Here is a 21,714-nt window from a genome sequence, read left to right as displayed (position 1 = left end):
TAAGAATCTATGAAAGAAGGTAAATAATGAACATTAAAGATAAGATAATTGAATTTATGAGAGAAGAAGCATATAAGCCCTTAACGTTTAAAGAATTAATGAATGTTTTAAATCCAGAAGGAAATTTAAGGAAGGAATTAATTAAAACATTAAATGAACTTGAAGGAGAGGGTAAAATAATATTTACAAGGTCTGAAAGGTATGGACTTCCAGAAAAGATGAATCTAATAATAGGTACACTAGAAGGTCATCAAAAGGGATATGCATTTTTTAGACCAGATAATAAGGAAATAAAAGATATGTTTATACCACCGGGAGAAATGAACGGTGCTATGCATGGAGATAGAGTAATTGTAAAAAATACAAAATTATCAGAAGATATGAAAAGTCCTGAGGGAAAAGTCATTAGAATAATTGAAAGGGCTAATACATTCATTATTGGAACATATCAAAAAAGCAGGAACTTTGGTTTTGTTGTACCAGACGATAAAAGAATTTCCTATGATATTTTTATTCCAAGAGAAGATTCTAATAATGCTAAGAATGATACTAAAGTTTCTGTTAAAATTACAGAATGGCCAGAAATGAGAAAAAATCCAGAAGGCAAAATAGTAGAGGTGATTGGAAACATAGAAGATACCAAAACGCATATAGAAGCTATTTTGAAAGAGAAAAAAGTTAGACAATTTTTTACAGAAGATGTAATCAAAGAGGCTATAAAGGTATCATCGGAAGAAATACGAGAAGAAGAAATCAAAAGGCGTAGAGATTTGAGAAATCTAACAATAATTACTATAGATGGAATTGATGCAAAAGATTTAGATGATGCTGTATATGTAGAAAAAATTAGTGATGATAAATATAAGTTAGGTGTTCATATAGCAGATGTTACCCATTATGTCAAAGAAGATAGAAAAGTTGATAAAGAAGCTCTAAAGCGTGCAACGAGCATTTATCTAAGCGATAGAGTTATTCCTATGTTACCAAAAGAATTATCAAATGGAGTATGTAGCTTAAATCCTAATGAAGATAAATTGACATTATCAGTAGAGATGATAATTGATTTAGATGGTAAGGTAGTTGATTTTGAAATTTTTGAAAGCATAATAAAGAGTAGTTATCGAATGACATATAAAGATGTTTCAAATATTCTAGAAAACAACGATGAAGAGTTAATAAATAAGTATGAAAAAATACTTCCAATGCTTAAAGAAATGGAAGAATTAAGTCTTATTTTACGTAAAAAAAGAGAAGCGAGAGGTTGTATAGATTTTGATTTTGATGAAACCAAAATTATTACAGATGAATCAGGAAAAGCAATAGATGTAACTAAATATGAAAGAAGAATTTCAAATAGAATAATAGAAGAATTTATGTTAGCTTGTAATGAAACAGTAGCTGAAAATTATTACTGGCTTAATATGCCTTTTGTATATAGAATACACGAAGATCCAGAAGACGAAAAAATGTATGAATTTAGCAAGTTCGTTCACAATTTAGGTTATACTATAAAAGGAAGTCAAGACGTTCATCCTAGAGAATTGCAACAATTGTTAGAAAAGGTAAAGGGCAAAAAAGAAGAAACCTTAGTTAATACTTTAATGCTTAGGTCTTTAAGAAAAGCAGTTTATTCTGCTGAATGCTCAAATCATTTTGGATTAGCTGCAACATACTATTGTCATTTCACATCTCCTATTAGAAGATACCCAGATTTGCAGATACATCGAATAATTAAAGGTCAACTTAATGGTCGAATAACAGAGAAGGAAATGGATAAATTATTTGAACGTACAGCGCTTGTTGCCGAGCAGTCTTCTAAATTGGAAAGAATTGCAGATGAAATAGAACGAAATACAAACAAAATTAAAATTGCTGAATTTATGTCAGATAAAATTGGTGAAGAATACGAGGGCGTTATTTCAGGTGTAACTAGTTTTGGTGTTTTTGTAGAATTAGACAATACAGTAGAAGGTTTAGTCCACATATCAAACATTATTGATGATTACTATATCTACGATAATGAGAAAAAAGAACTTATAGGTCAAAACAGTAGAAAAGTATATAAAATTGGTGATGTAGTTAATGTAAAATTAAAAACTGTAAGCATTGCAAAAGCAGAAATAGATTTTGTTTTTATATAATAATATATAGTATCATGATATGCTTTGAATAAAATTTGAATAGTTTACATAATTATCAAAAAATGTGATAAGTTTAAAAAATGTAATTAATCTGTCATTTGACAACCTAAAAAAATAGTGTTATAATCTGTTTACACTTAATGGTAGGTGATAATTATGGTTCAAAACACAAAAAATGTTGCAAGTAACAAAAAAGCATATCATGAATATTTTATAGAAGAAAAATATGAGGCTGGGATAGTACTTGTAGGAACAGAAGTAAAATCAGTAAGACAAGGAAAAGTTAACTTAAAAGATAGTTATGTAAATATAAAAGATGGTGAAGCTTATGTTTACAATATGCATATCAGCCCATATGAAAAGGGCAACATATATAATGTTGATCCTTTAAGAGTTAGAAAACTTCTCTTGAATAAAAGGGAAATAAGAAAATTAGTTGGGCTAATAACTTTAAAAGGTTATTCAATTATACCTTTAAGTTTGTATCTAAAAAATGGTCTGTTAAAAATGGAAATTTCAGTTGCAAAAGGTAAGAAAAATTACGATAAACGTCAAGTTCTAGCTAAAAAAGATGCAGAAAGAAGAATTCTTAGACGTGACGATTAACTATAGTCGTCAAAAACCTATTACGGGGGCGTAAATGGTTTCGACGGGGGTATAGAAGGAAGATAAGCGAGTCGTTGTCGCCGAACAACGTTAAAAGTGGCAAAAATTATAAACGCAAAAGAAAATAATAATTTAGCATTCGCAGCGTAAGCTGCTAGCTTGTTCCCCTTAACCGACCTGCAGGTTAAACGGGAGCATCATTTAAAGCAGGGAACTGCATCAGGGGTTCTTCGACCTGATGTTGAACAATCGAAGATAGCCAAACCTTCAGCTTGACGATAGGCGGTTGGAGCGGCGAAACTTAAATTATCGTCTACACTCGGAGAAAGTCTTGTGGAAATATTTTCGGACGTGGGTTCGACTCCCACCGCCTCCACCATGAAAATTAAAAAATAACCTAAACTCCTCAAATTTGAGGAGTTTTTTGATTATGGATGTATTTCAAATAGAATTTTTAGATATTTGATTATACTAACTAAAAACGAATTGAAGGAATGTTATACTACTTTTTAAAAACAACAATTCCTGCAATCATCAGAGCTACACCAATTAGTTTGCGCCATTCAAAACACATCTTCTCAGTTCCGAACATTCCAAAACCTTCAATCATGCAAGAAATCACAAGTTGCGCCAATAAAATCAACATTGTCGCATATGTAGGTTTTAAATCTGATATGCTCTTAATAACTGTGAACGTAATAAATGCACCGATGACACCACCTAACAAATATAATTTATTACTGACACTAAAAACCGAAAGTAAATCCTCACGACCTGTGAAAAACCAAATACTTATACTTGTAACAAAGGCAGTTATATGTACCCAGCTATTTGTAGCCCACATATTCGATGAATCCATGACACGTGTATTAAAAACACCTTGAACACTCATTAACAATCCAGCCAACAACGAAAATAAAATACCAACCATATAAATTAACTCCTCTTATTAAAAAATGATATTATAGTTTAGTATTCCTCAAAAACTTAAATTAAACAAAATAACTTCAGTCTCAATAAAGAAAGTTCATAGTCGATAATAGCTTTTCTAATTACCAATAGTATAAATTATGTAGAAACTTAATGTGTATGTTATTCTAATAATGGTTTTTTCCAAAGTTGGTTGATTTAACGTTGTAATTCAAGGCGTAGAACTTTTCTTCTCAATATTTCAAATGTACAAAGTATATTATCTGAAAAATCTCTAGAATTAGCAGCCCAAAAAGAATGACATTATTAAAGCAATTACAGTCAATACTAACATTAAAATGAATGCTTTATTAAGGTTTTGTTTATGGCTTAAAGATTGTCCTCCAAATGAGTTAAGGCTGATGCCCTAAAAAAAGTAGAAAAGTAGTAAATAATAAATTTTTCTAGAAAAATTATTGTAGGTAAAAAATATTTCTTATAAAAAGAATCAATTGATGCATAATATTTGACAAAAAGCATATAATATTGTATCATTGTATTATAAAGGAGTGATGCAATGAATCCACATTACAATCAAAATTATACTTTAGAACAAGTTGAATCTATTTTAGATATAATTCAAGATTGTGTCAAACGCAATCATTATATGATATCTAAAAATGAAAATCGTAAAGAAAATAATGATCTTATTAAAGAATATAATTTAACGTCGGGTAAACAGAAAGATATTATACTTAAAATTGTGGCAAAAGATTTTTGTCACTCGTTACAGAATAAGAAATTAGGTTTTGAACATGAAACACTGTATGTATTTTGCCCACAGATAATATTATTTAATTTTGATGGTGTGGAAGAATTGACAGATATATATACAAAGTTTAATATTATTGAGTATGATTTAGGAAAAAGAGTTATTGCAATATCATTTCATAAAAGGAACAAGCCATTGAAATATCTATTTAGATAGCAATGAGGTTAAAAGGAGGAATTGAAATGATTGAGAATATTATATTTTGCGAGGAATGCAGAAAAGATGTAGCTTACATTGAAACTGAGGAGATTTTTCAAAATGAATTAAAAGGGGAAGCATTTGAATACAAAGGAAAGAAAGCTGTTTGTAATGAGTGTGGTTCAGAAGTATATGTTGCTGAAATTGAGGATTATAATCTTAAGGCGCTTTATGATGCCTATAGGACGAAAAACTCAATTATATCATTAGAAAATATATTAGCGATTCCAGAAAAATATGGAATTGGTAAAAGACCCCTATCCTTACTATTAGGTTGGGGGGAAATGACTTTTAGCAGATATTGCGATGGTGATATGCCTTCAAAACAATATTCTGATATTTTACAACAAATTTACAATGAGCCAGCTTTTTATGACTCTATATTAGAAACTAACAAAAATAAATTAAAATCACTTTCAGCATATGAAAAAAGTAAACGTGTTACGGAAAAATTGTTGGGTGCAAATAATATCCCACTTGCAAAAATTGATGTTGTAATAGAATATTTATTATGCATATGTGAGGACATTACTCCACTTGCGTTACAAAAAGTTTTGTATTATATTCAGGGATTTTATTATGCTTTTATGGATGAATTCATCTTCGAAGAAGATTGTGAAGCTTGGGCTCATGGCCCTGTTTTTCCTAATATTTATCACAGATACAGTTCATATAGATTTGATCCTATTGAGGGTAGCGTAACGTGTGATGAACCAGTCCTAACAATATATGAAAAGACCATTATTGACAGCATTATTAAAAATCTTTGTTGCTATAGTGGAAAAATTTTAGAAAGATTTACTCATTCAGAAATGCCATGGCTAATAACCAGAGGAGATCTTCCCGTTTCTGCTTCATCTAATAGAATAATTCATAAGAAGGAATTAGGTAAGTATTTTAAAGTTGTAAAGGAACGTTTTAATATGATTAACCCAACAGATATAGAAAACTACTCAACAAAAATGTTCGAACAAATTAATTGATTAATACAGACGATAAGTGAAACCTTCGTAAAGCTATGACTGCGAAGGTTTCCTATATTTATAAAAGAGGAGGATGTTTTTTATGCCGAAAATAATAATAAATGAAAAGACTACGGATTACATATTGAAAAAGGGTGGAATAATAACTATTAATAGAGAAATGGCTGGAAGTAGTTGAGCTTCTGTGCCTATGGCAATTGTTCGGTTAGGTGAACCGGAAATATTTAGTAGTTATAATTTATATGAAATAAATACAATTAAGATATATGTGATTAATGGATTAAAATTGAAAAGAGACTATATAAAAATTGAATTAACCAATTTTTTAGGAATTTTTAAAAATCTTGAGGTATCTGGATTTGAACTTTTATAGTGAGTGTAAATGTGTATAAATGATCAATATTGAAAGGAGTATAAAAAATACTGTAAGTGATTTTATGGCATTCATTAGAAAATTATGGTATAATTGATACAATGAAAATTGTTAATGTATATATGAAGTGGAAAATCGTTATTTCAATAAAGGAAATTTAAGAGCTTAATGGTGTACTTGAGCTATTTATAGTAATTATATCTAAATTGTGAGGTTTGAAATGGATGATGGATTGAATGGTTTGAATGGTTTGAATATTTATTTATTTAATACTGTACTGGATAGTATTAAGCAATCATTATGCATAGTAGATAATAATTGTGTAGTAAAGTATTGGAATACAGCTGCAGAAACATTTTACAGTATAAATAAAGAAGAAATCACTGGTAAAGATGTTAGGTTGTTTTTCCCTGATGCACTTTTACCAAAGGTTATTAAAGAACAGCATCCCTTTGAGGATGTTTACAACAGTCCCAAAAAAGATTATTATATAGTTATCAGTGCTGCTCCTTTGTATGACAGTAATAATAACCTAATTGGCGGTATAAGCTTAGAGAGAGATATTACAGATTATATGAAAATTACTAAGCTTTTAGAGAAGACTACTGATAATCTTACGTTATTAAAGCAAGAAATTCATTCAATTAATCATAATAAATATTCTTTTTCAAAAATTATCGGAAATAATGAGAAGTTTAAGAAAACTGTTGAACTTTGTAAAAATATATCAAACTCAAACATTAATATTTTAATTTTGGGAGATAGTGGAACAGGCAAAGAAGTTATTGCCAGATCAGTACATACCCAGAGCAACAGAAAAGGGCCTTTTATTCCTTTTAACTGCAGTGCCATTCCATATAGTTTATTCGAAAGTGAATTGTTTGGTTATGAAGGTGGTGCTTTCACAGGTGCTGATAAAAAGGGCAAGATTGGAAAGATTGAAGCAGCTAATAAAGGTACGGTGTTTTTAGATGAAATAGGTGATATGCCATTAGATATGCAACCAAAGTTTTTGAGGGTGTTAGAAGATGGCATTATTAACAGATTAGGTGGGTATTCAGATATAAAATTAGATATCAGGATTATCGGTGCAACTAATAAGAATCTAAAAGAGTTAGTTTCAGAAGGTAAGTTCAGACAAGATTTGTATTATAGGCTTAGCTCTGTTGTTGTAGAACTCCCTTCATTAAAAGAAAGGAAAGACGATATAGAATTATTTGTTTATCATTTTTTAAAAAGTTTTTGCATGCAATATGGAGTAAATATTCCTGAAATACCTGGAAACATTATGAATATTCTTGTTAATTACAGGTGGGATGGTAATATTAGAGAATTAAAGAATGTTATTGAGCGCATAGTTATTATGCTTAAAAGCTATAAGACAGGTAAGATTATACTGGAATTTCTACCTGAATATATATATGATGAATATGCTGTTTTTGAACCGGAAATAACTGATGATATAGGAATATCGGATTTAAATACTGCTGTAACTAATGCAGAGAAAAAGGCTATTTTAATGGCTCTTAAGCGTTCTAAAGGAAATATAACTAAGGCTACTAAAATACTGAATATACCAAGAACTTCGCTTTATTATAAACTTAGAAAATATAATATTTCAATGGAGAATAAAGTAATTAGTGATTAGAAAATGTCTAATAATAATCATATGTCTAATATTAAACGCAAATTCAGATCGTTTTATACAACAGCTGTCTATTATTAGACGGTTATTATATATGGTGTTTTTAATTATATAAAATACATGTATATAATTTACTGTTTTCAATGATTGCGTCGTTGATCTAGTATTTTGGCACGGTTATTGCTTCTATTATATATAACTATGAATAGTGGAGGCATGTATGAATTTAACAAACCATATTTTTACTGTAGATTCTCATGTTATGGGGGAGCCATTAAGAATTGTTACAGGTGGCATCCCGTTTTTAAAAGGTAATAGTATAACAGAAAAGAAAACATTCTTTGCTGAAAACTTTGATCACTTTAGAAGTGCTCTTATATTAGAGCCAAGAGGACATGATAATATGTTTGGAGCCATTTTCTGCGAACCTGTTAATAAATTGGCTGATATAGGTATATTTTTTATGCATTCAGATGGATATCTGAATATGTGCGGTCATGGAATAATTGGAGCTGTAACTTCTATTATAGAGTTAGGACTTATAAAAAAGAAAATAGATAAGGTTACTGAGGTAATATTGGAAACGCCCGCCGGTCTGATTTATGCCTATGCTAATGTTGAAGATGGGCTTGTTAAGAATGTAGCTTTTAGAAACGTACCATCCTTTGTTTTATATAGCAATTTCAAAGTACCTTTTCCTGGGCTTAAAGATGTAAGTGTTGATATAGCTTATGGAGGTAATTTTTTTTGTTTAGTATCAGCTAGAGAGTTATCTATTGAAGTAAAAAGAGAAAGCATCCAAAAATTGATTTTTTTTGGTATGAAATTATTAGAGATTATTAATGATACGGCATATATTTATCATCCGGATAATAGATGTTTAAGTAAGGTTGAGCTTGTTGAAATATATGATTCATATAGTAGTGAAAAGTTAATTCACAAAAATTGTGTTGTATTTGGGAACAATCAGGTGGATAGATCTCCATGCGGTTCTGGAACAAGTGCTATGCTGGCACTTAAATATTTTAATAATCAAATTAAAATAAATGAGCCATTTATCAATGAAAGTATTATTGGTACTAAATTTACAGGTAAAGTCGTGGAAGAAGTTAAAGTTGGAAACTTTGATGCTATTATACCTGAAATACAAGGGAAATCTTATATAACGGGCAATCATCATTTTATTATAAACAATAACGACCCTTTATGTAGAGGAATTACTTTGAATTAAAGCTTTAGTGATGTGGGAAATCATACTAAAGATTTAATATTGTAAGTGTAATTTAAAATAGGAGGAGTTTTATATGTATGAAAGTTGGAACATTTCAAAACAGGCTGAATTATTACATGAACAGGCTTTTGTTGTAGATACTACACTGCCAATAATGCCAGGTAGTAAATTTTCTAATTTGTTTTCTGCACTTGATAGTATGAAAGGAAATGGGTTCAATTATGTTTCGATTACTGTGGCATCAGATCTTCATAAAACTATGGAAACTATAAAAAATGTCACTATGATAAGAGCACTATTATTAAGCAGATCAAAGGATATAATTTTTGTAAAAAAAGTGGATGATATTAAACGTGCTAAAAAAGAAAACAAGTTAGCGGTGGGGTTTCATTTTCAAGGAACGGTTCCAATTGGAACTAATTTATCCATGGTTAAGTTTTTCTATGATCGAGGTATAAGACATATGCTTATGGCTTATAATGCAAAAAATCTAGTAGGCTATGGTTGCCATGAAGAAGATGACAAAGGACTGAGCGAATTTGGCCGCAATTTAATAAAAGAGATGAATAAGGTAGGTATGATAGTAGATGTAGCTCATACGGGATATCGTACTGCCATGGAAACAATTGAAGCTTCTGAAGCACCGGTAGTTGTAAGCCACGGTAATGTGGCTGCAGTAACTAATCATCAAAGATGCTATAAGGATGATCAAATAAAAGCTGTCGCTCAAAATGGAGGAGTATTTGGTGTAACTGGCTTTGGACTATTTTTAGGAAATGAAAAAAATTTAGTTGAACAATATGTTAAAAATATTGATCATATAGTACAGCTTGTAGGACCTAAACATGCTGGGATAGGACTTGACTATGTATATGATATGGATGCATTTGTAAAATTAGCAGATACAAACCGTGAAAAATATCCTGAAGATGGAGGATATTTTGGTAGTCACTTAAATCAGGTTGAAGTATATCAAATTCCGCAAATTACAGAGGCTCTCTTAAAACTAGGTTATTCTGACGAAAATGTTCGTGATATATTAGGTGATAATTGGTTACGTATATTCTCACAAGTTTGGAAAGATTAATAGTGTGAATGAACAAAAACATTTAAACTCCTTAAATTTGAGGAGTTTTTTATTATGTATCATTTTAATTATGAATTCATTCCATAAGTAGAAGAATTGAACTTGAAGGATAAAAAATTAAATGAAATAATATTGTATAAATACCTTTATCATGATACAATTTTACTTATTTACTAGACATAATACAAAGGGAGAAAAACAATTTTGAGAAAAATATTAAAAATGAAGACAGAAATGCTGATGTTTTTTATTTTAATTGCAGTAGTTTCTTTGGGAAATGGCTTTAGTGATTCGTTATATTCAAATTATTTTAAAGAAGTTTATCATATTACTGCAGTTCAACGTGGATTTATAGAATTTCCAAGGGAATTGCCTGGTATGCTATGTATGGTAGTAGTTAGTTTGTTGGGTTTTTTGGGAAATATAAGAGTTGCCTTGATAGCACAGATTCTATCATTTGTAGGACTTACTATACTGGGATTTTTTACGCCTTCTTTTAGTGTGATGCTTGTATTTCTATTCATTAATTCAATGGGGATGCATCTTTTTATGCCACTTCGTGATTCCATTGGCATGTCGCTTGCTGATCCAAACAAAGTAGGACTCCGAATGGGGCAAATTTTTAGTGTGGGTTCAGCATTTAGTATGATTGCAGCACTTATAGTATTTTTTGGATTCAAGACGGGTTTTTTTACATTCAATACTTCTATTAAAGTAGTATTTTTATTTGGTTCGGGATGTTTTCTTTGTGCTATTATTATGGCATCTATGATGCTGAAAAGGGTAAAGCCACTAAAAGAAAGGCGTGGCAAAGTAAAATTTATTTTCAGAAAGCAATATAGATATTATTATACAGTTACAATTCTTAAAGGAGTTCAGAAACAAATTGCCTTTGTATATGGCACTTGGGTTATTGTAGAATTATTGGGTAAAAAGGCTGATACCTTGGCATTGCTTTATATTATAGTAGGATTCATTTCTATGTTCTTCCTAAATAAGCTTGGAAAAATGATGGATAAATTCGGTATCAAAAACATGATGTATGCTGATGCTATTTCATTTGTTGTTGTCTATGTTATATATGGTTTTTTTGTTTGGGGAATAACATCTGGGAAACTTCCAAAAGAGGGTTTTACAGTGTGGATGATCTACTTGCTATTTGTATTAGATAGACTTTCTATGCAAATAGGAATGGTTAATTCAATTTATGTCCGTTCGATAACATTGGATAAAAACGAGGTTACATCAATTTTATCTACAGGAATTAGTCTAGATCATGTATTCTCTATTATAGCAGGAGTTGCTGGAGGCTTTGTATGGGCAAAATTAGGAAGTCAGTGGGTGTTCTTTATAGCAGCTGCGTTATCTTTGGGAAATGTTTATGTTGCTTATCGTGTGCAGCCAGAAAAGGAGAAAGAGGAAGTTGAAAAAAGGCTACATGAGCTTGCATGTTAACACTAACTGACTTGAGGTGGAAAATTTTTTGATGTGAATTTATTTCGCTGAAAATATTATAATAATCATAAATATTTAAAATATATAATATAAAAGGAGATGTAAAAAATGCAATATATAATTTCAGCATATGACAATAATGATGAACAGGCAATGGATAGAAGGTTAATGGCAAGAGAAGAGCATTTGAATTCTGTAGAAAGAAGATTTAAATCAGGGGAACATCTTTATGGAGCAGCTATGTTAGACGAGGATGGTAAAATGATAGGCTCAGTAATGATAGTGGAATATCCATCAAGAAAAGAACTTGATAATTGGCTAAAGGTTGAACCTTATGTGGTTGGCAAGGTATGGCATAAGATAGATATAAAACCTTGTCGTGTGGCTCCAATGTTTATGAAACCTTAGTAGAAATGGCAACTTACTTGAACTATAAAAAATATATTTATTTTTTATAGTAGTTGATATTTAATTTATAATTCAATGGTATAAAATATTAGTAATTATAGAGGTGTAAAATGACAAAACAATTAAAGGCTGATTTTATGTTAATATTGGTAACATTGGGTTGGGGTGGATCCTATTATATGATTGCAATAAGTTTAGAATCTATGGGACCATTTACTTTAAATACGTATAGATTCTTAATAGCATTTGTTGTTGCAGTAATTCTTGCTTATCCTAAACTTAAAAATGTATCAAAAATGACATTAAAATATAGCGCTTTGTTGGGAACTTTATTAGTTTTTGTTTTTGTAGGTGCTACTTTTGGAGTAAAATATACAACTTTATCAAATGCTGGATTTCTATGTGGATTAACAGTGGTATTTACGCCTATTATATCGTGCATAGTATATAAAAAAGCACCTAATAAAAAATTAATTTTAGTTATTACAATGAGTTTTATTGGAATAAGTCTTTTGACATTGAAAGATAATTTTTCGATTAATTATAAAAATTTAAAAGGAGATATCCTATCTATAATGGGTGCTATTGCTTATGCAGTAGATTTACTTTTAACTGAAAAAGCAGTGTCACACGAAGAAGTAAATCCATTTCAGGTTGGAGTATTTCAATTAGGTGTGACAGGTATCCTTAATTTGATTTTATCCTTTATATTTGAAGCACCACGTGTTCCAACTGAACCAAAGATAGTGGGTTCAGTGTTATTTTTGGCAGTTTTTTGTACAGGTATGGCCTTTATTGTTCAGGCTGTTGCACAACAATATACAACTGCTTCTCATGTAGGTGTTATTTTTTCTTTGGAAACTGTATTTGCTGGAGTTGTTGCATTTGTATTTGCTCATGAGATTTTGACGGCACAATCATATGTTGGTGCAATAATAATGATAACAAGTATTTTCATAATGGAAATTGACTTTAATAAAATAAAATTTAAAAAACCAAAATATTTAGTTCGAAAGATGTAATATCATAAATTTTAGGAGACATAAATGCAAACTTGGAAAACTAACATTATAAATAAATTAACAGAAAAAGCAAAACATTCAAAAGAATTTGAACTTTATGAAACAGCAATTGAACTTGGTTATAAAGACATCCTCATTGCTGAAATACAAGAGATTATAGATGGATTTATCGAGTTAAATCCTAATTATAAAGTATTAAAAGGCAACTTAACAGGAAATGAAATAAATTCTTCTGCCAAGTATTTATTTCCAAGAATAATATTTAAGGAAATGGAACTTGAGGAACTAGAAAAGCGTAATAATCTTGCTAAAATTAGAAATCAAAAAGGATATTCTCAATCTAAACTTTCTGAACTAAGTGGTGTAAATATTCGTATGATACAAAAATATGAAAGTGGTGAACGAGATTTTAAAAAAGCACTAGTTCAAACAGCAATTAAGTTAGCAGATGCACTACAAGTAACTTTGGATGAACTATTTATTCGTTAAGTGTATTACTATTTTATATAAAAAATAGTAAGGGATTTTGATGAAAAATACGGGAGGTTTCGATGAAATTTATGCATTTGTCTGATTTGCATATTGGGAAAAGGGTTAATGAATTTAATATGCTAGAGGACCAAAAATATATATTAAATGAAATAATAAAAATAGCTGACAACATTGAGCCTAATGTTATATTAATTGCTGGTGATATATATGACAAATCAATGCCGTCAGCTGAGGCTGTTGAATTATTTGATGAATTTTTAACAGAGATTGCTAAACGAAATTTAAAATGCTTTGTGATAAGTGGGAATCATGATTCGGCTGAAAGGATAGCATTTGGCTCACGCATTATGGAGGGACAAGGTATATATATGTCAAAAGTTTTTGGTGGTAGGATTGATCCTATTGTATTGAAAGATAGTATAGGAGAAATAAATCTTTATATGCTTCCATTTATTAAGCCCGCTAATGTACGAAGATTTTATCCTGATTCTGAAATAGAAAGCTATGAGGATGCCATTAAAACTGTAATAGAAAATAGTCATATAGATATAACAAAAAGAAATATATTAGTGGCACATCAATTTGTAACTAATTCTGGAATAGAGCCTGACAGATGTGATTCGGAAAATATTTCTGTAGGGGGTCTTGATATGGTGGATGCTTCTGTATTTGACTGTTTTGATTATGTTGCTTTGGGACATCTTCATGGTCCACAAAAAATTGGTAGAGATACCATACGTTACGCAGGATCACCGCTTAAATATTCATTTTCTGAGTCTAGACAAAATAAATCAATAACCGTTATTGATTTTGATAAAAAGGAAAATATAAAAACAGAAAAAATTCCTCTTATTCCATTAAGGGATATGAGAGAAATAAAAGGACCTATTAATGAATTAGTGAATCCTGAAAATTATAAAGGAACTAACTTAGATGACTATATTCATATTACTTTAACAGATGAAGATGATATTATGGATGCTATTGGAAAATTGCGTATGGTATATCCTAATGTTATGCGACTTGATTTTGATAACAAACAATCAAGAGCATTAGGAATTAATCAAGTTCCTGAAAATATTAATTTGAAATCTCACTGTGAACTTTTTAAGGAATTCTATACATTACAAAATAACGATGATTTAGATGATTTTAAAATTAAAATTATATCTGAATTATTTGAAGAACTAGGGGGTGTCATGTAATGAAACCTGAAAAACTTATTATGTGTGCATTTGGTCCCTATGCTGATAAAATTGAAATTGATATGTCCTTATTTGGTGGTAGTGGGTTATTTCTCGTAACTGGAGATACTGGTGCTGGTAAAACTACTATATTTGATGCAATTTCTTTTGCTTTGTATGGAGAAGCTAGTGGGACTAACAGAGAAAGCATTATGTTGAGAAGTGATTTTGCTCTTGCTGAAATAAAAACATATGTTCAATTAGAATTTTTATATAAAGGCCAAACATATAAAATAGAGCGTACACCTAAATATATGAAACTAAAAACTAGAGGTGAAGGAAAAACTTTAGTTAATGCAAATGCAACTTTGACACTGCCTGATTCTAATGTCATAACGGGTAATAATAATGTTAATGAAGCAGTTAAAAATCTCATTGGAATTGATAAAAACCAGTTTTCACAAATAGCAATGATTGCTCAAGGTGATTTTTTAAAATTACTTTTATCAAGCACTGATGAAAGAGGTAAAATATTTCGTAAAGTTTTTAATACGGATATTTATCTTATGTTTCAACATGAATTAAAATCAAAAGCAAATAAGCTAAAATTTCAATATGAAGATTTGCGCAAAAGTATTTTACAATATATAAATGATATAAGTTGTCCAAATGATTCTCCTTTGTATTTAGAAATAAAAGAATTAATAACTGAAAATAATATTAATTCTATAAATAAAGTTAAAGAACTATTGGATAGCTTAATAACTGAAGATGAAAAATTAGCAGAAAATGAAAAAATAGTTATCAAACAAATTCAAGAAAAACTAACAAAATTAAGTACCGCAATTACAATAGCAACTGCAAACAATTCAAGGATCGATAGATTAACAAATTCAAATAAAAAGCTAGAAGAACTTGAAAAATTGAAAGATGTGTATAAAAGTAAAAAAGCAAATTTGTCATCATCTGAAAATGCACTTTATCATGTAAAGCCTGTAGCAGATGAACTAGAAAAGGCAACTAAACAAGTAAATGATTTAAGTATTAGCATATCAAAAAATGAAGAATTTATAAAACAGAAAACTATTGAATTAGAAAAACTATTCAAATTATATGAAAATGAAAAACTAAAAGAACCAGAACATTTATCTCTTAGTAATAAAATTAATTTTGTAAAAAGTGAATTAGGGGTTTATAAAGAGTTAGAACTTTTAGAAAATCAAGTTGATATTTCTAATGATGAATTAATTAAAAAATCTGGTATACTTATAGAAAAAAAGGAAAGAAAGAAAAATCTAGTAGTAAGTCAAAATAAATTACAAGAAGAGTTGAATAATTTAAAGGATATAGAGATTTTAGCAGAACAAACTAAAAAACAAAAAGAAGATGCATTTAATTTATTTGAAAAATTAAATCAACTTAAAGATTTATTTTCTGAACTTGAAAAAAGTAAAAATGTATTAAAGAATGCACAAGGTCTATTTTTAAAGGCTCAAGAAATAAGTATTGCAAAATCAGATGAATATGAAAAATTAGAACAATCATTTTTAAATGAACAAGCAGGAATTATAGCTATGAAACTTAAAGACAATGCCCCTTGTCCTGTTTGTGGTTCTATTGAACACCCATTACCTGCTAAAGTGACCTTGGCAGCACCTACAGAAGAAGAATTGAAAAAAGCTAAACAAGGATTATCAATTGCTAAAGAAAAAGCATATAAGTTAAGCGAAGATTCAAGCAATGCTAAAGTAAAAGTGGATACTATAATTGAAGCGATAATAAAATCCTCACAAAGCTTGTTTGGAACAGTAGGAATTGATGAAATTCCAGTGCTTTTATACAATGAAACTCTAAAAACAAATGTAATGTTATCTAAGGCAACGGAGAAATTTGTTGAAATTGAAAAGAAAGTAATATATAAAAATAAATGTGAAAAGAAAAAAACAGAAATTGAAAAATTATTAAATGATGGTGTAAATGTAATTGAGACACTTGAAAATGAAGTGGGAGATTTAAAAGTTAAGCAAAGCAGTATTATGTCAAAACTTGAGACAATAAAAGGTAAAATTAAGTTTGAAAAAAGAGAAGAAGCCGAAAGATATGTTAAAAACAAAACGATAGAGCTAAATAGGTTAAAAGCTTCTCTAGAAAATTCAGAAAAGTCATATAATGAATGTAATGGAGAAATAGAAAAATCGAAAGCAGTTATTATGGATCTTTATAACAGATTAATTACTTCAAAAGCTGAAATGGATCTAGTTAATGATAAGTTAATTATTGCTTTAAAGTCTAGAGGATTTAATGATATAGAGCATTATAAAAGTATGCTAATAGCTGAAGATAAAATTATTTCTCTTAAAAATGATATTGAAAATTATATTAATGAAGTTAATAAAATTAAAATGGATATTTCAAATTTAAAATCAGAAACTAAGGATACCGTGTATGTGAACATTGTAGATTATTTAAAACAAAAAAAAGAATTGGAAGAACAAAGGGAAAACTCAGATAAAAAATATAATAATATATTTAGTAGATTAAGAAGTAATAAAAAAGTAAGTAATGATATAAAATCAAAACAAAAAGAAATGAACGAAATTGAAGTAGAGTATCTTTGCTACAGAAATTTATCTAATACAGCCAATGGAGATTTAAGTGGAAAACAGAAAATTGCATTTGAATATTATGTGCAGGCAACATATTTTAACCAGATTATTACAGAAGCAAACAGACATTTTTCATATATGACTAATGGTCGTTTTGAACTTACTAGAAAAGAAGAACCAAACAATTTAAGAAGTCAAACGGGATTAGAATTAGATGTAATTGACAATTACACTGGTAAAAGTAGAAGCGTAAAAACATTGTCTGGTGGAGAGTCATTTAAAGCATCACTATCCATGGCTTTGGGTCTATCGGATATGATACAGCGTTTTGCAGGTGGAATACAAATTGATACTATGTTTGTTGATGAAGGTTTTGGATCCTTAGATTCTGAATCTTTAGACCAGGCTATAGATGTTCTAAATGCATTAACTAATGGAGATAGACTTGTTGGAATTATTTCACACGTTGGAGAGTTAAAAGAAAGAATAGATAAAAAACTTGTGGTTAAAAAGGATGTAAGTGGAAGTAGTATAAGTTTAGTAGTATAATACGGTTTAAATTATAAAAAAATGCTAATCGTAGTTTTTTTAAGGCAAGTATACCTTGTCATATATTCATAAACATATATTTTGTGAATATAATTAAAGATAGCTAATATATTTTTTAAAAAAAATATACATAATATCAAATTAGCTATAGACAAGATAACGTTTTTATATTATTATAAATGTAATTGTTTTTTTAAACAATAATATTTTAAGGAGGGTATGCCTGTGGATAAATCAGGAAATGGAAAAAGAGAGAATTGGGGTTCTCGATTTGGTTTTATCATGGCAGCAGCGGGTTCAGCAGTAGGCCTAGGTAATATATGGAGATTCCCATATATGACTGGAGAAAATGGTGGTGGCGCATTTATTGTACTTTATTTAGTATGTGTTTTAGTAATATGTCTTAGTGTTATGATTGCAGAGTTTGCTGTAGGTAGAAGAACAAGTCTTGCTGCTGTTGGAGCATATAAGACAATTGATAACAGATGGACTTTTGCGGGTGTTTTAGGAGTTATAAGTGCGTTTTTTATTATGGGTTTTTATCCTGTAGTTGGTGGTTGGGCATTTGCATATATTGTAAAATCGTTTTCGGGATTACTTAGTAGCGCTGTACCAATTGGAGATGTATTTGGAGCATTTATTTCTAATCCTATACAACCGATATTTTGGATGATTATATTTTTAGCAGTAAATGTAATCATTGTTGCAAAAGGTATTAGTGGAGGAATTGAAAAAGCTGGTAAAATTCTTATGCCAACTCTATTTGTATTATTAATATTAATATCAATTAGAAGTATTACATTGCCAGGAGCAGGAGCAGGATTAGAGTTTTTATTTAAACCTAAATTTGATGTTGTAAATGGTCAAACTGTTTTGGCTGCGTTAGGGCAAGCGTTCTTTTCGCTTAGCTTAGGTATGGGTTGTATGATAACTTATGGAAGCTACCTTGATAAAAAAGAAGATCTTACAAAAAGTGCATTATTGGTAACTATGATGGATACTGGTGTAGCAATATTAGCTGGTGTTGCAATATTCCCTGCATTATTTGCTTTTGGTATGGAGCCAGCAGTTGGTCCTGGTCTGGTTTTTGTTGTAGTACCATCTATATTTGCTGAAATGGGAGGTATAGGAGCTGTTTTTTCTGTATTATTCTTTATTGCTTTAATGGTTGCAGCTTTAACTTCATCGGTATCATTGTTAGAGGTTGTAGTTGCATATTTAATTGATCAAAAAAATATGGAAAGAAAAAAAGCAGTAATAGTTACTGGAGCTATAATGACTTTTACTAGTATATTATCTTCATTATCTATGGGACTTATGTCAGGAGTGAAATTATTTGGAGTAGGTTTCTTTGATTTCTTTGATATTCTTACAGACAAAATATTCTTAGCTATTGGTGGTATGTTATTAGCTATATTTGTTGGATGGTTCATGAAGAAGGAAGATCTTAAGGATGAGCTTACAAATGGCGGAACTATAAAATTTGGATTGTTCGAAATATGGTATAATTTAATTAAATATGTTATTCCTGTTGCAATTGCAATAGTTGCAATCATGGGAATTAGGTCAATTGAACAAACTAGTTTGATGTTATTTGGAATTGGAATAATTGTTGTTTTAGCGATATTCTCTAAAAAACTTTAACATATTAGCTCGATATTAATTCATTTCATATAATAAGTTAATTATTAGAGACGGAGGTATTGCCTTCGTCTTTTGCATGTAAAAATATAGCAAATGAAAATTAAATGAAGAAATTTAGAATTTTTTTTCATTGACAACTAAAAAATAAGGTGGTATAATATCAAAAATTAATCTTTAAGTTCGGTACCGTGATGCTGACAAGATTTATAATATTGGTGTATTTAATTTGTACATGTGTATATAATAATTCTGTCGGTGGTAGGATTATTTTTTTATGTTAGTAAGTAACTTTAATATTTTATACTTGCTTGAAATTATTTTATTTATTATCTTAGGAGGGTTTTATGTCATCAAAAAATGAGGTTTTTGGATATTTGCCAGATGAACGTCCACCAGTTATTGAATTGTTTTTCTTTGCATTACAACAAATTGTAGTAATGTTTCCAGCAACAGTTTTAGTTGCATTGATTACAGGTTTTCATGTTTCTACCACAATATTTGCTAGTGGACTAGCAACACTTGGATTTATATTAATCACAGGTAGAAAAATTCCGCTTTATTACGGTTCTAGTTTTTCTTACATAGCAGCAATTGCTTCTATAATGGGTGCAGAAGCATTTACTGGTTATTCACTTAACGACAAAATTTCAATTGCTCAATTTGGTATTGTAATGTCAGGATTTGTCTCAATTGTAGCTGGATTTATTATTAAACGTAGCGGCAAGGATACTATTGATAAGGTTCTTCCACCTACAGTAACTGGAAGTATTGCAATAATAATTGGTTTATCTCTTGCAGCAAATGCAATGGGTAATGCGTCTTCTTTCCCAGCTTCAGTTAGCGAAGCAAATGCTTCATTTGCGGGAAGTTTAGCATGGATAATTTCTGTTATAACTCTTATTTCAACGATTTTGTATTCGGTATATCTTAAAGGTAAATTAAGCCAATTACCAATTTTATTTGGACTCTTAACAGGATATATTTCTGCTTTAATTATCGGGTCTATAACAAATATTCCGTTTGTAGATTTTAATACAATACAATCAGCAAGTATATTAAATCTTCCAACCTTTACATTTCCTAAACCTTCATGGACTGCAATAGCCGCAATAATGCCAATTGCTATAGCAACCATTCCTGAATCTACAGCTCATATATATCAATTAGATATTTATGTAAATGATTTGGCTAAAAAGAAAGGTTCAAATAAGAAGTATGATATTGAAAGCAAATTAGGTATAAATCTAATTGGAGATGGTATGGGTGATATTATATCAGGATTAATTGGTGGACCTGCAGGAACAAATTATGGTGAAAACATTAGTGCCATGGCAATTTCTAAGAACTTTTCAATATATGTTCTTATGCTTGCAGCTGTTATAACTATGATTATATCATGCTTTACTCCTTTGATTAACATTATTTATTCTATACCAACTGCAGTTATAGGTGGTCTTTCAATTTATTTGTTTGGTGTAATTGCTGCTCAAGGAATTACAATAATGATGGACAGAAAAGTTGATATGTTTAGCTCTAAAAATCTTGCAGTTATAGCAGTTATATTAATAGTTGGACTTGGTGGAAGCTTCGGTTATGAAGGTGGAATGATTCCGATGTTTGGTATACAACTGCCAGCAATAGCAACTGCTGCAATAATAGGAATACTTTTAAACCTTATGTTATCTGTAGGAAATAATTAATAATATTTAATTTTAAAGAAGGATTTGTGATAATGCACAAGTCCTTTTTTTAGTTGTCTAGTTTTATAATGCTATTATTTTCTATTTCAACGAGAATGATAGTCAATAATTATTTATCGATTATCAATAAATAATTATTGACAAGAACAAAATAACTGTTATAATAATAAATATAAAAACTTTGGAGGTGTAAAGATGTATAAAAAAAGTATTGTTCATTATATTACTAAAATTTGTGTAGATGTACTTTTTTATATAGGTATATTATGTTGTGTATTAGTCCCATTTTCTTCATCTTGGCTGATAAAATATTTTTATTTTGCAGAAGAAAATATTACTTTTATGATTGTTGTTCTTCTTTTATCTGGAGGTGCATCTGTATATATTTTATGGGAATTAAAAGTTATATTTAAAACTCTTTTAGTAGGAAATCCATTTATCTTGAAAAATGTTGAAAGTCTTAGAAAAATTGCATTAGCAAGTGCTTTTATTTCAATAATATATTTAATTAAATGCCTTTTTTCATTTACCATAGCAACGGTAGTAATAATTATTATGTTTGTTATTGCAAGTTTGTTTTGTCTAACTATCAAGGATTTATTTAAGCAGGCAATTAACTATAAAGATGAAAATGATTTAACTATATAGG

The 21,714-nt window shown here is 29.5% G+C and carries 18 protein-coding genes and 1 other RNA gene; 18 read left to right on the top strand and 1 reads right to left on the bottom strand.

What is annotated here, in order from left to right; translation table 11 throughout:
- Positions 1-26: 26 nt before the first annotated feature.
- The 3 genes from rnr to ssrA all read left to right on the top strand — a co-directional run bounded on the left by rnr (position 27) and on the right by ssrA (position 3,126).
- Entirely contained in the window at positions 27-2,141 is a 2,115-nt protein-coding gene (gene rnr / locus J2Z76_RS06750) for a ribonuclease R (protein ID WP_209511247.1), read from the top strand.
- Between the two features lie 156 nt (positions 2,142-2,297).
- Positions 2,298-2,747 (top strand): SsrA-binding protein SmpB, encoded by a 450-nt coding sequence (gene smpB / locus J2Z76_RS06745; RefSeq protein ID WP_209511246.1) that lies wholly within the window; start codon positions 2,298-2,300, stop codon positions 2,745-2,747.
- A 24-nt stretch (positions 2,748-2,771) separates the two neighbouring features.
- Positions 2,772-3,126: a transfer-messenger RNA gene (gene ssrA, locus J2Z76_RS06740) on the top strand.
- A gap of 123 nt (positions 3,127-3,249) precedes the next feature.
- On the opposite strand, the gene J2Z76_RS06735 is transcribed toward ssrA, so the two are convergent.
- Positions 3,250-3,678: a DMT family transporter gene (locus J2Z76_RS06735; RefSeq protein WP_209511245.1), complete on the bottom strand. Its 429-nt coding sequence runs from the start codon at positions 3,676-3,678 to the stop codon at positions 3,250-3,252.
- A 555-nt stretch (positions 3,679-4,233) separates the two neighbouring features.
- Here J2Z76_RS06735 and J2Z76_RS06730 point away from each other — a divergent pair.
- The 15 genes from J2Z76_RS06730 to J2Z76_RS06660 all read left to right on the top strand — a co-directional run bounded on the left by J2Z76_RS06730 (position 4,234) and on the right by J2Z76_RS06660 (position 21,713).
- On the top strand, positions 4,234-4,644 hold the full coding sequence (locus tag J2Z76_RS06730) for a hypothetical protein (RefSeq protein ID WP_209511244.1): 411 nt from the start codon (positions 4,234-4,236) through the stop codon (positions 4,642-4,644).
- A 26-nt stretch (positions 4,645-4,670) separates the two neighbouring features.
- Positions 4,671-5,669 carry a type II TA system antitoxin MqsA family protein gene (locus J2Z76_RS06725; protein WP_209511243.1) on the top strand — a complete coding sequence of 333 codons (999 nt, stop codon included), beginning with the start codon at positions 4,671-4,673 and terminating at the stop codon, positions 5,667-5,669.
- A gap of 82 nt (positions 5,670-5,751) precedes the next feature.
- Positions 5,752-6,042 (top strand): CC/Se motif family (seleno)protein, encoded by a 291-nt coding sequence (locus J2Z76_RS16820; protein ID WP_264175363.1) that lies wholly within the window; start codon positions 5,752-5,754, stop codon positions 6,040-6,042.
- 220 nt (positions 6,043-6,262) lie between these two features.
- Positions 6,263-7,690 carry a sigma 54-interacting transcriptional regulator gene (locus tag J2Z76_RS06715; RefSeq protein ID WP_209511241.1) on the top strand — a complete coding sequence of 476 codons (1,428 nt, stop codon included), beginning with the start codon at positions 6,263-6,265 and terminating at the stop codon, positions 7,688-7,690.
- Positions 7,691-7,907: 217 nt separating this feature from the next.
- On the top strand, positions 7,908-8,918 hold the full coding sequence (locus J2Z76_RS06710; protein ID WP_209511240.1) for a proline racemase family protein: 1,011 nt from the start codon (positions 7,908-7,910) through the stop codon (positions 8,916-8,918).
- Between the two features lie 73 nt (positions 8,919-8,991).
- On the top strand, positions 8,992-10,005 hold the full coding sequence (locus tag J2Z76_RS06705) for a dipeptidase (RefSeq protein ID WP_209511239.1): 1,014 nt from the start codon (positions 8,992-8,994) through the stop codon (positions 10,003-10,005).
- A gap of 204 nt (positions 10,006-10,209) precedes the next feature.
- The gene (locus J2Z76_RS06700; RefSeq protein ID WP_209511238.1) at positions 10,210-11,460 is read left to right on the top strand and encodes an MFS transporter; all 1,251 of its coding nucleotides are present in this window, start codon (positions 10,210-10,212) and stop codon (positions 11,458-11,460) included.
- Between the two features lie 108 nt (positions 11,461-11,568).
- On the top strand, positions 11,569-11,868 hold the full coding sequence (locus tag J2Z76_RS06695) for a YciI family protein (RefSeq protein WP_209511237.1): 300 nt from the start codon (positions 11,569-11,571) through the stop codon (positions 11,866-11,868).
- Positions 11,869-11,978: 110 nt separating this feature from the next.
- The gene (locus tag J2Z76_RS06690) at positions 11,979-12,890 is read left to right on the top strand and encodes a DMT family transporter (protein WP_209511236.1); all 912 of its coding nucleotides are present in this window, start codon (positions 11,979-11,981) and stop codon (positions 12,888-12,890) included.
- Between the two features lie 24 nt (positions 12,891-12,914).
- Positions 12,915-13,379, top strand: coding sequence for a helix-turn-helix domain-containing protein (locus J2Z76_RS16620; protein WP_245210367.1), 465 nt, complete (start codon positions 12,915-12,917; stop codon positions 13,377-13,379).
- A gap of 62 nt (positions 13,380-13,441) precedes the next feature.
- Complete coding sequence (locus J2Z76_RS06680) at positions 13,442-14,587, top strand: exonuclease SbcCD subunit D (protein WP_209511235.1); 1,146 nt, start codon at positions 13,442-13,444, stop codon at positions 14,585-14,587.
- Positions 14,587-17,721 (top strand): AAA family ATPase, encoded by a 3,135-nt coding sequence (locus J2Z76_RS06675; protein ID WP_209511234.1) that lies wholly within the window; start codon positions 14,587-14,589, stop codon positions 17,719-17,721. Before J2Z76_RS06680 ends, J2Z76_RS06675 begins: the two co-directional genes overlap by 1 nt.
- 219 nt (positions 17,722-17,940) lie before the next feature.
- Positions 17,941-19,365, top strand: coding sequence for a sodium-dependent transporter (locus J2Z76_RS06670; RefSeq protein WP_209511233.1), 1,425 nt, complete (start codon positions 17,941-17,943; stop codon positions 19,363-19,365).
- A 344-nt stretch (positions 19,366-19,709) separates the two neighbouring features.
- Complete coding sequence (locus J2Z76_RS06665; RefSeq protein ID WP_209511232.1) at positions 19,710-21,065, top strand: uracil-xanthine permease family protein; 1,356 nt, start codon at positions 19,710-19,712, stop codon at positions 21,063-21,065.
- Between the two features lie 195 nt (positions 21,066-21,260).
- Positions 21,261-21,713, top strand: a complete 453-nt coding sequence (locus J2Z76_RS06660) for a DUF2975 domain-containing protein (protein ID WP_209511231.1) — start codon at positions 21,261-21,263, stop codon at positions 21,711-21,713.
- Position 21,714: the final 1 nt, after the last annotated feature.

The sequence above is a fragment of the Sedimentibacter acidaminivorans genome (assembly GCF_017873955.1).
In the GTDB taxonomy this organism is placed as follows: Bacteria; Bacillota; Clostridia; order Tissierellales; family Sedimentibacteraceae; genus Sedimentibacter; species Sedimentibacter acidaminivorans.
This window is presented reverse-complemented; position numbering and strand designations above follow the sequence as displayed.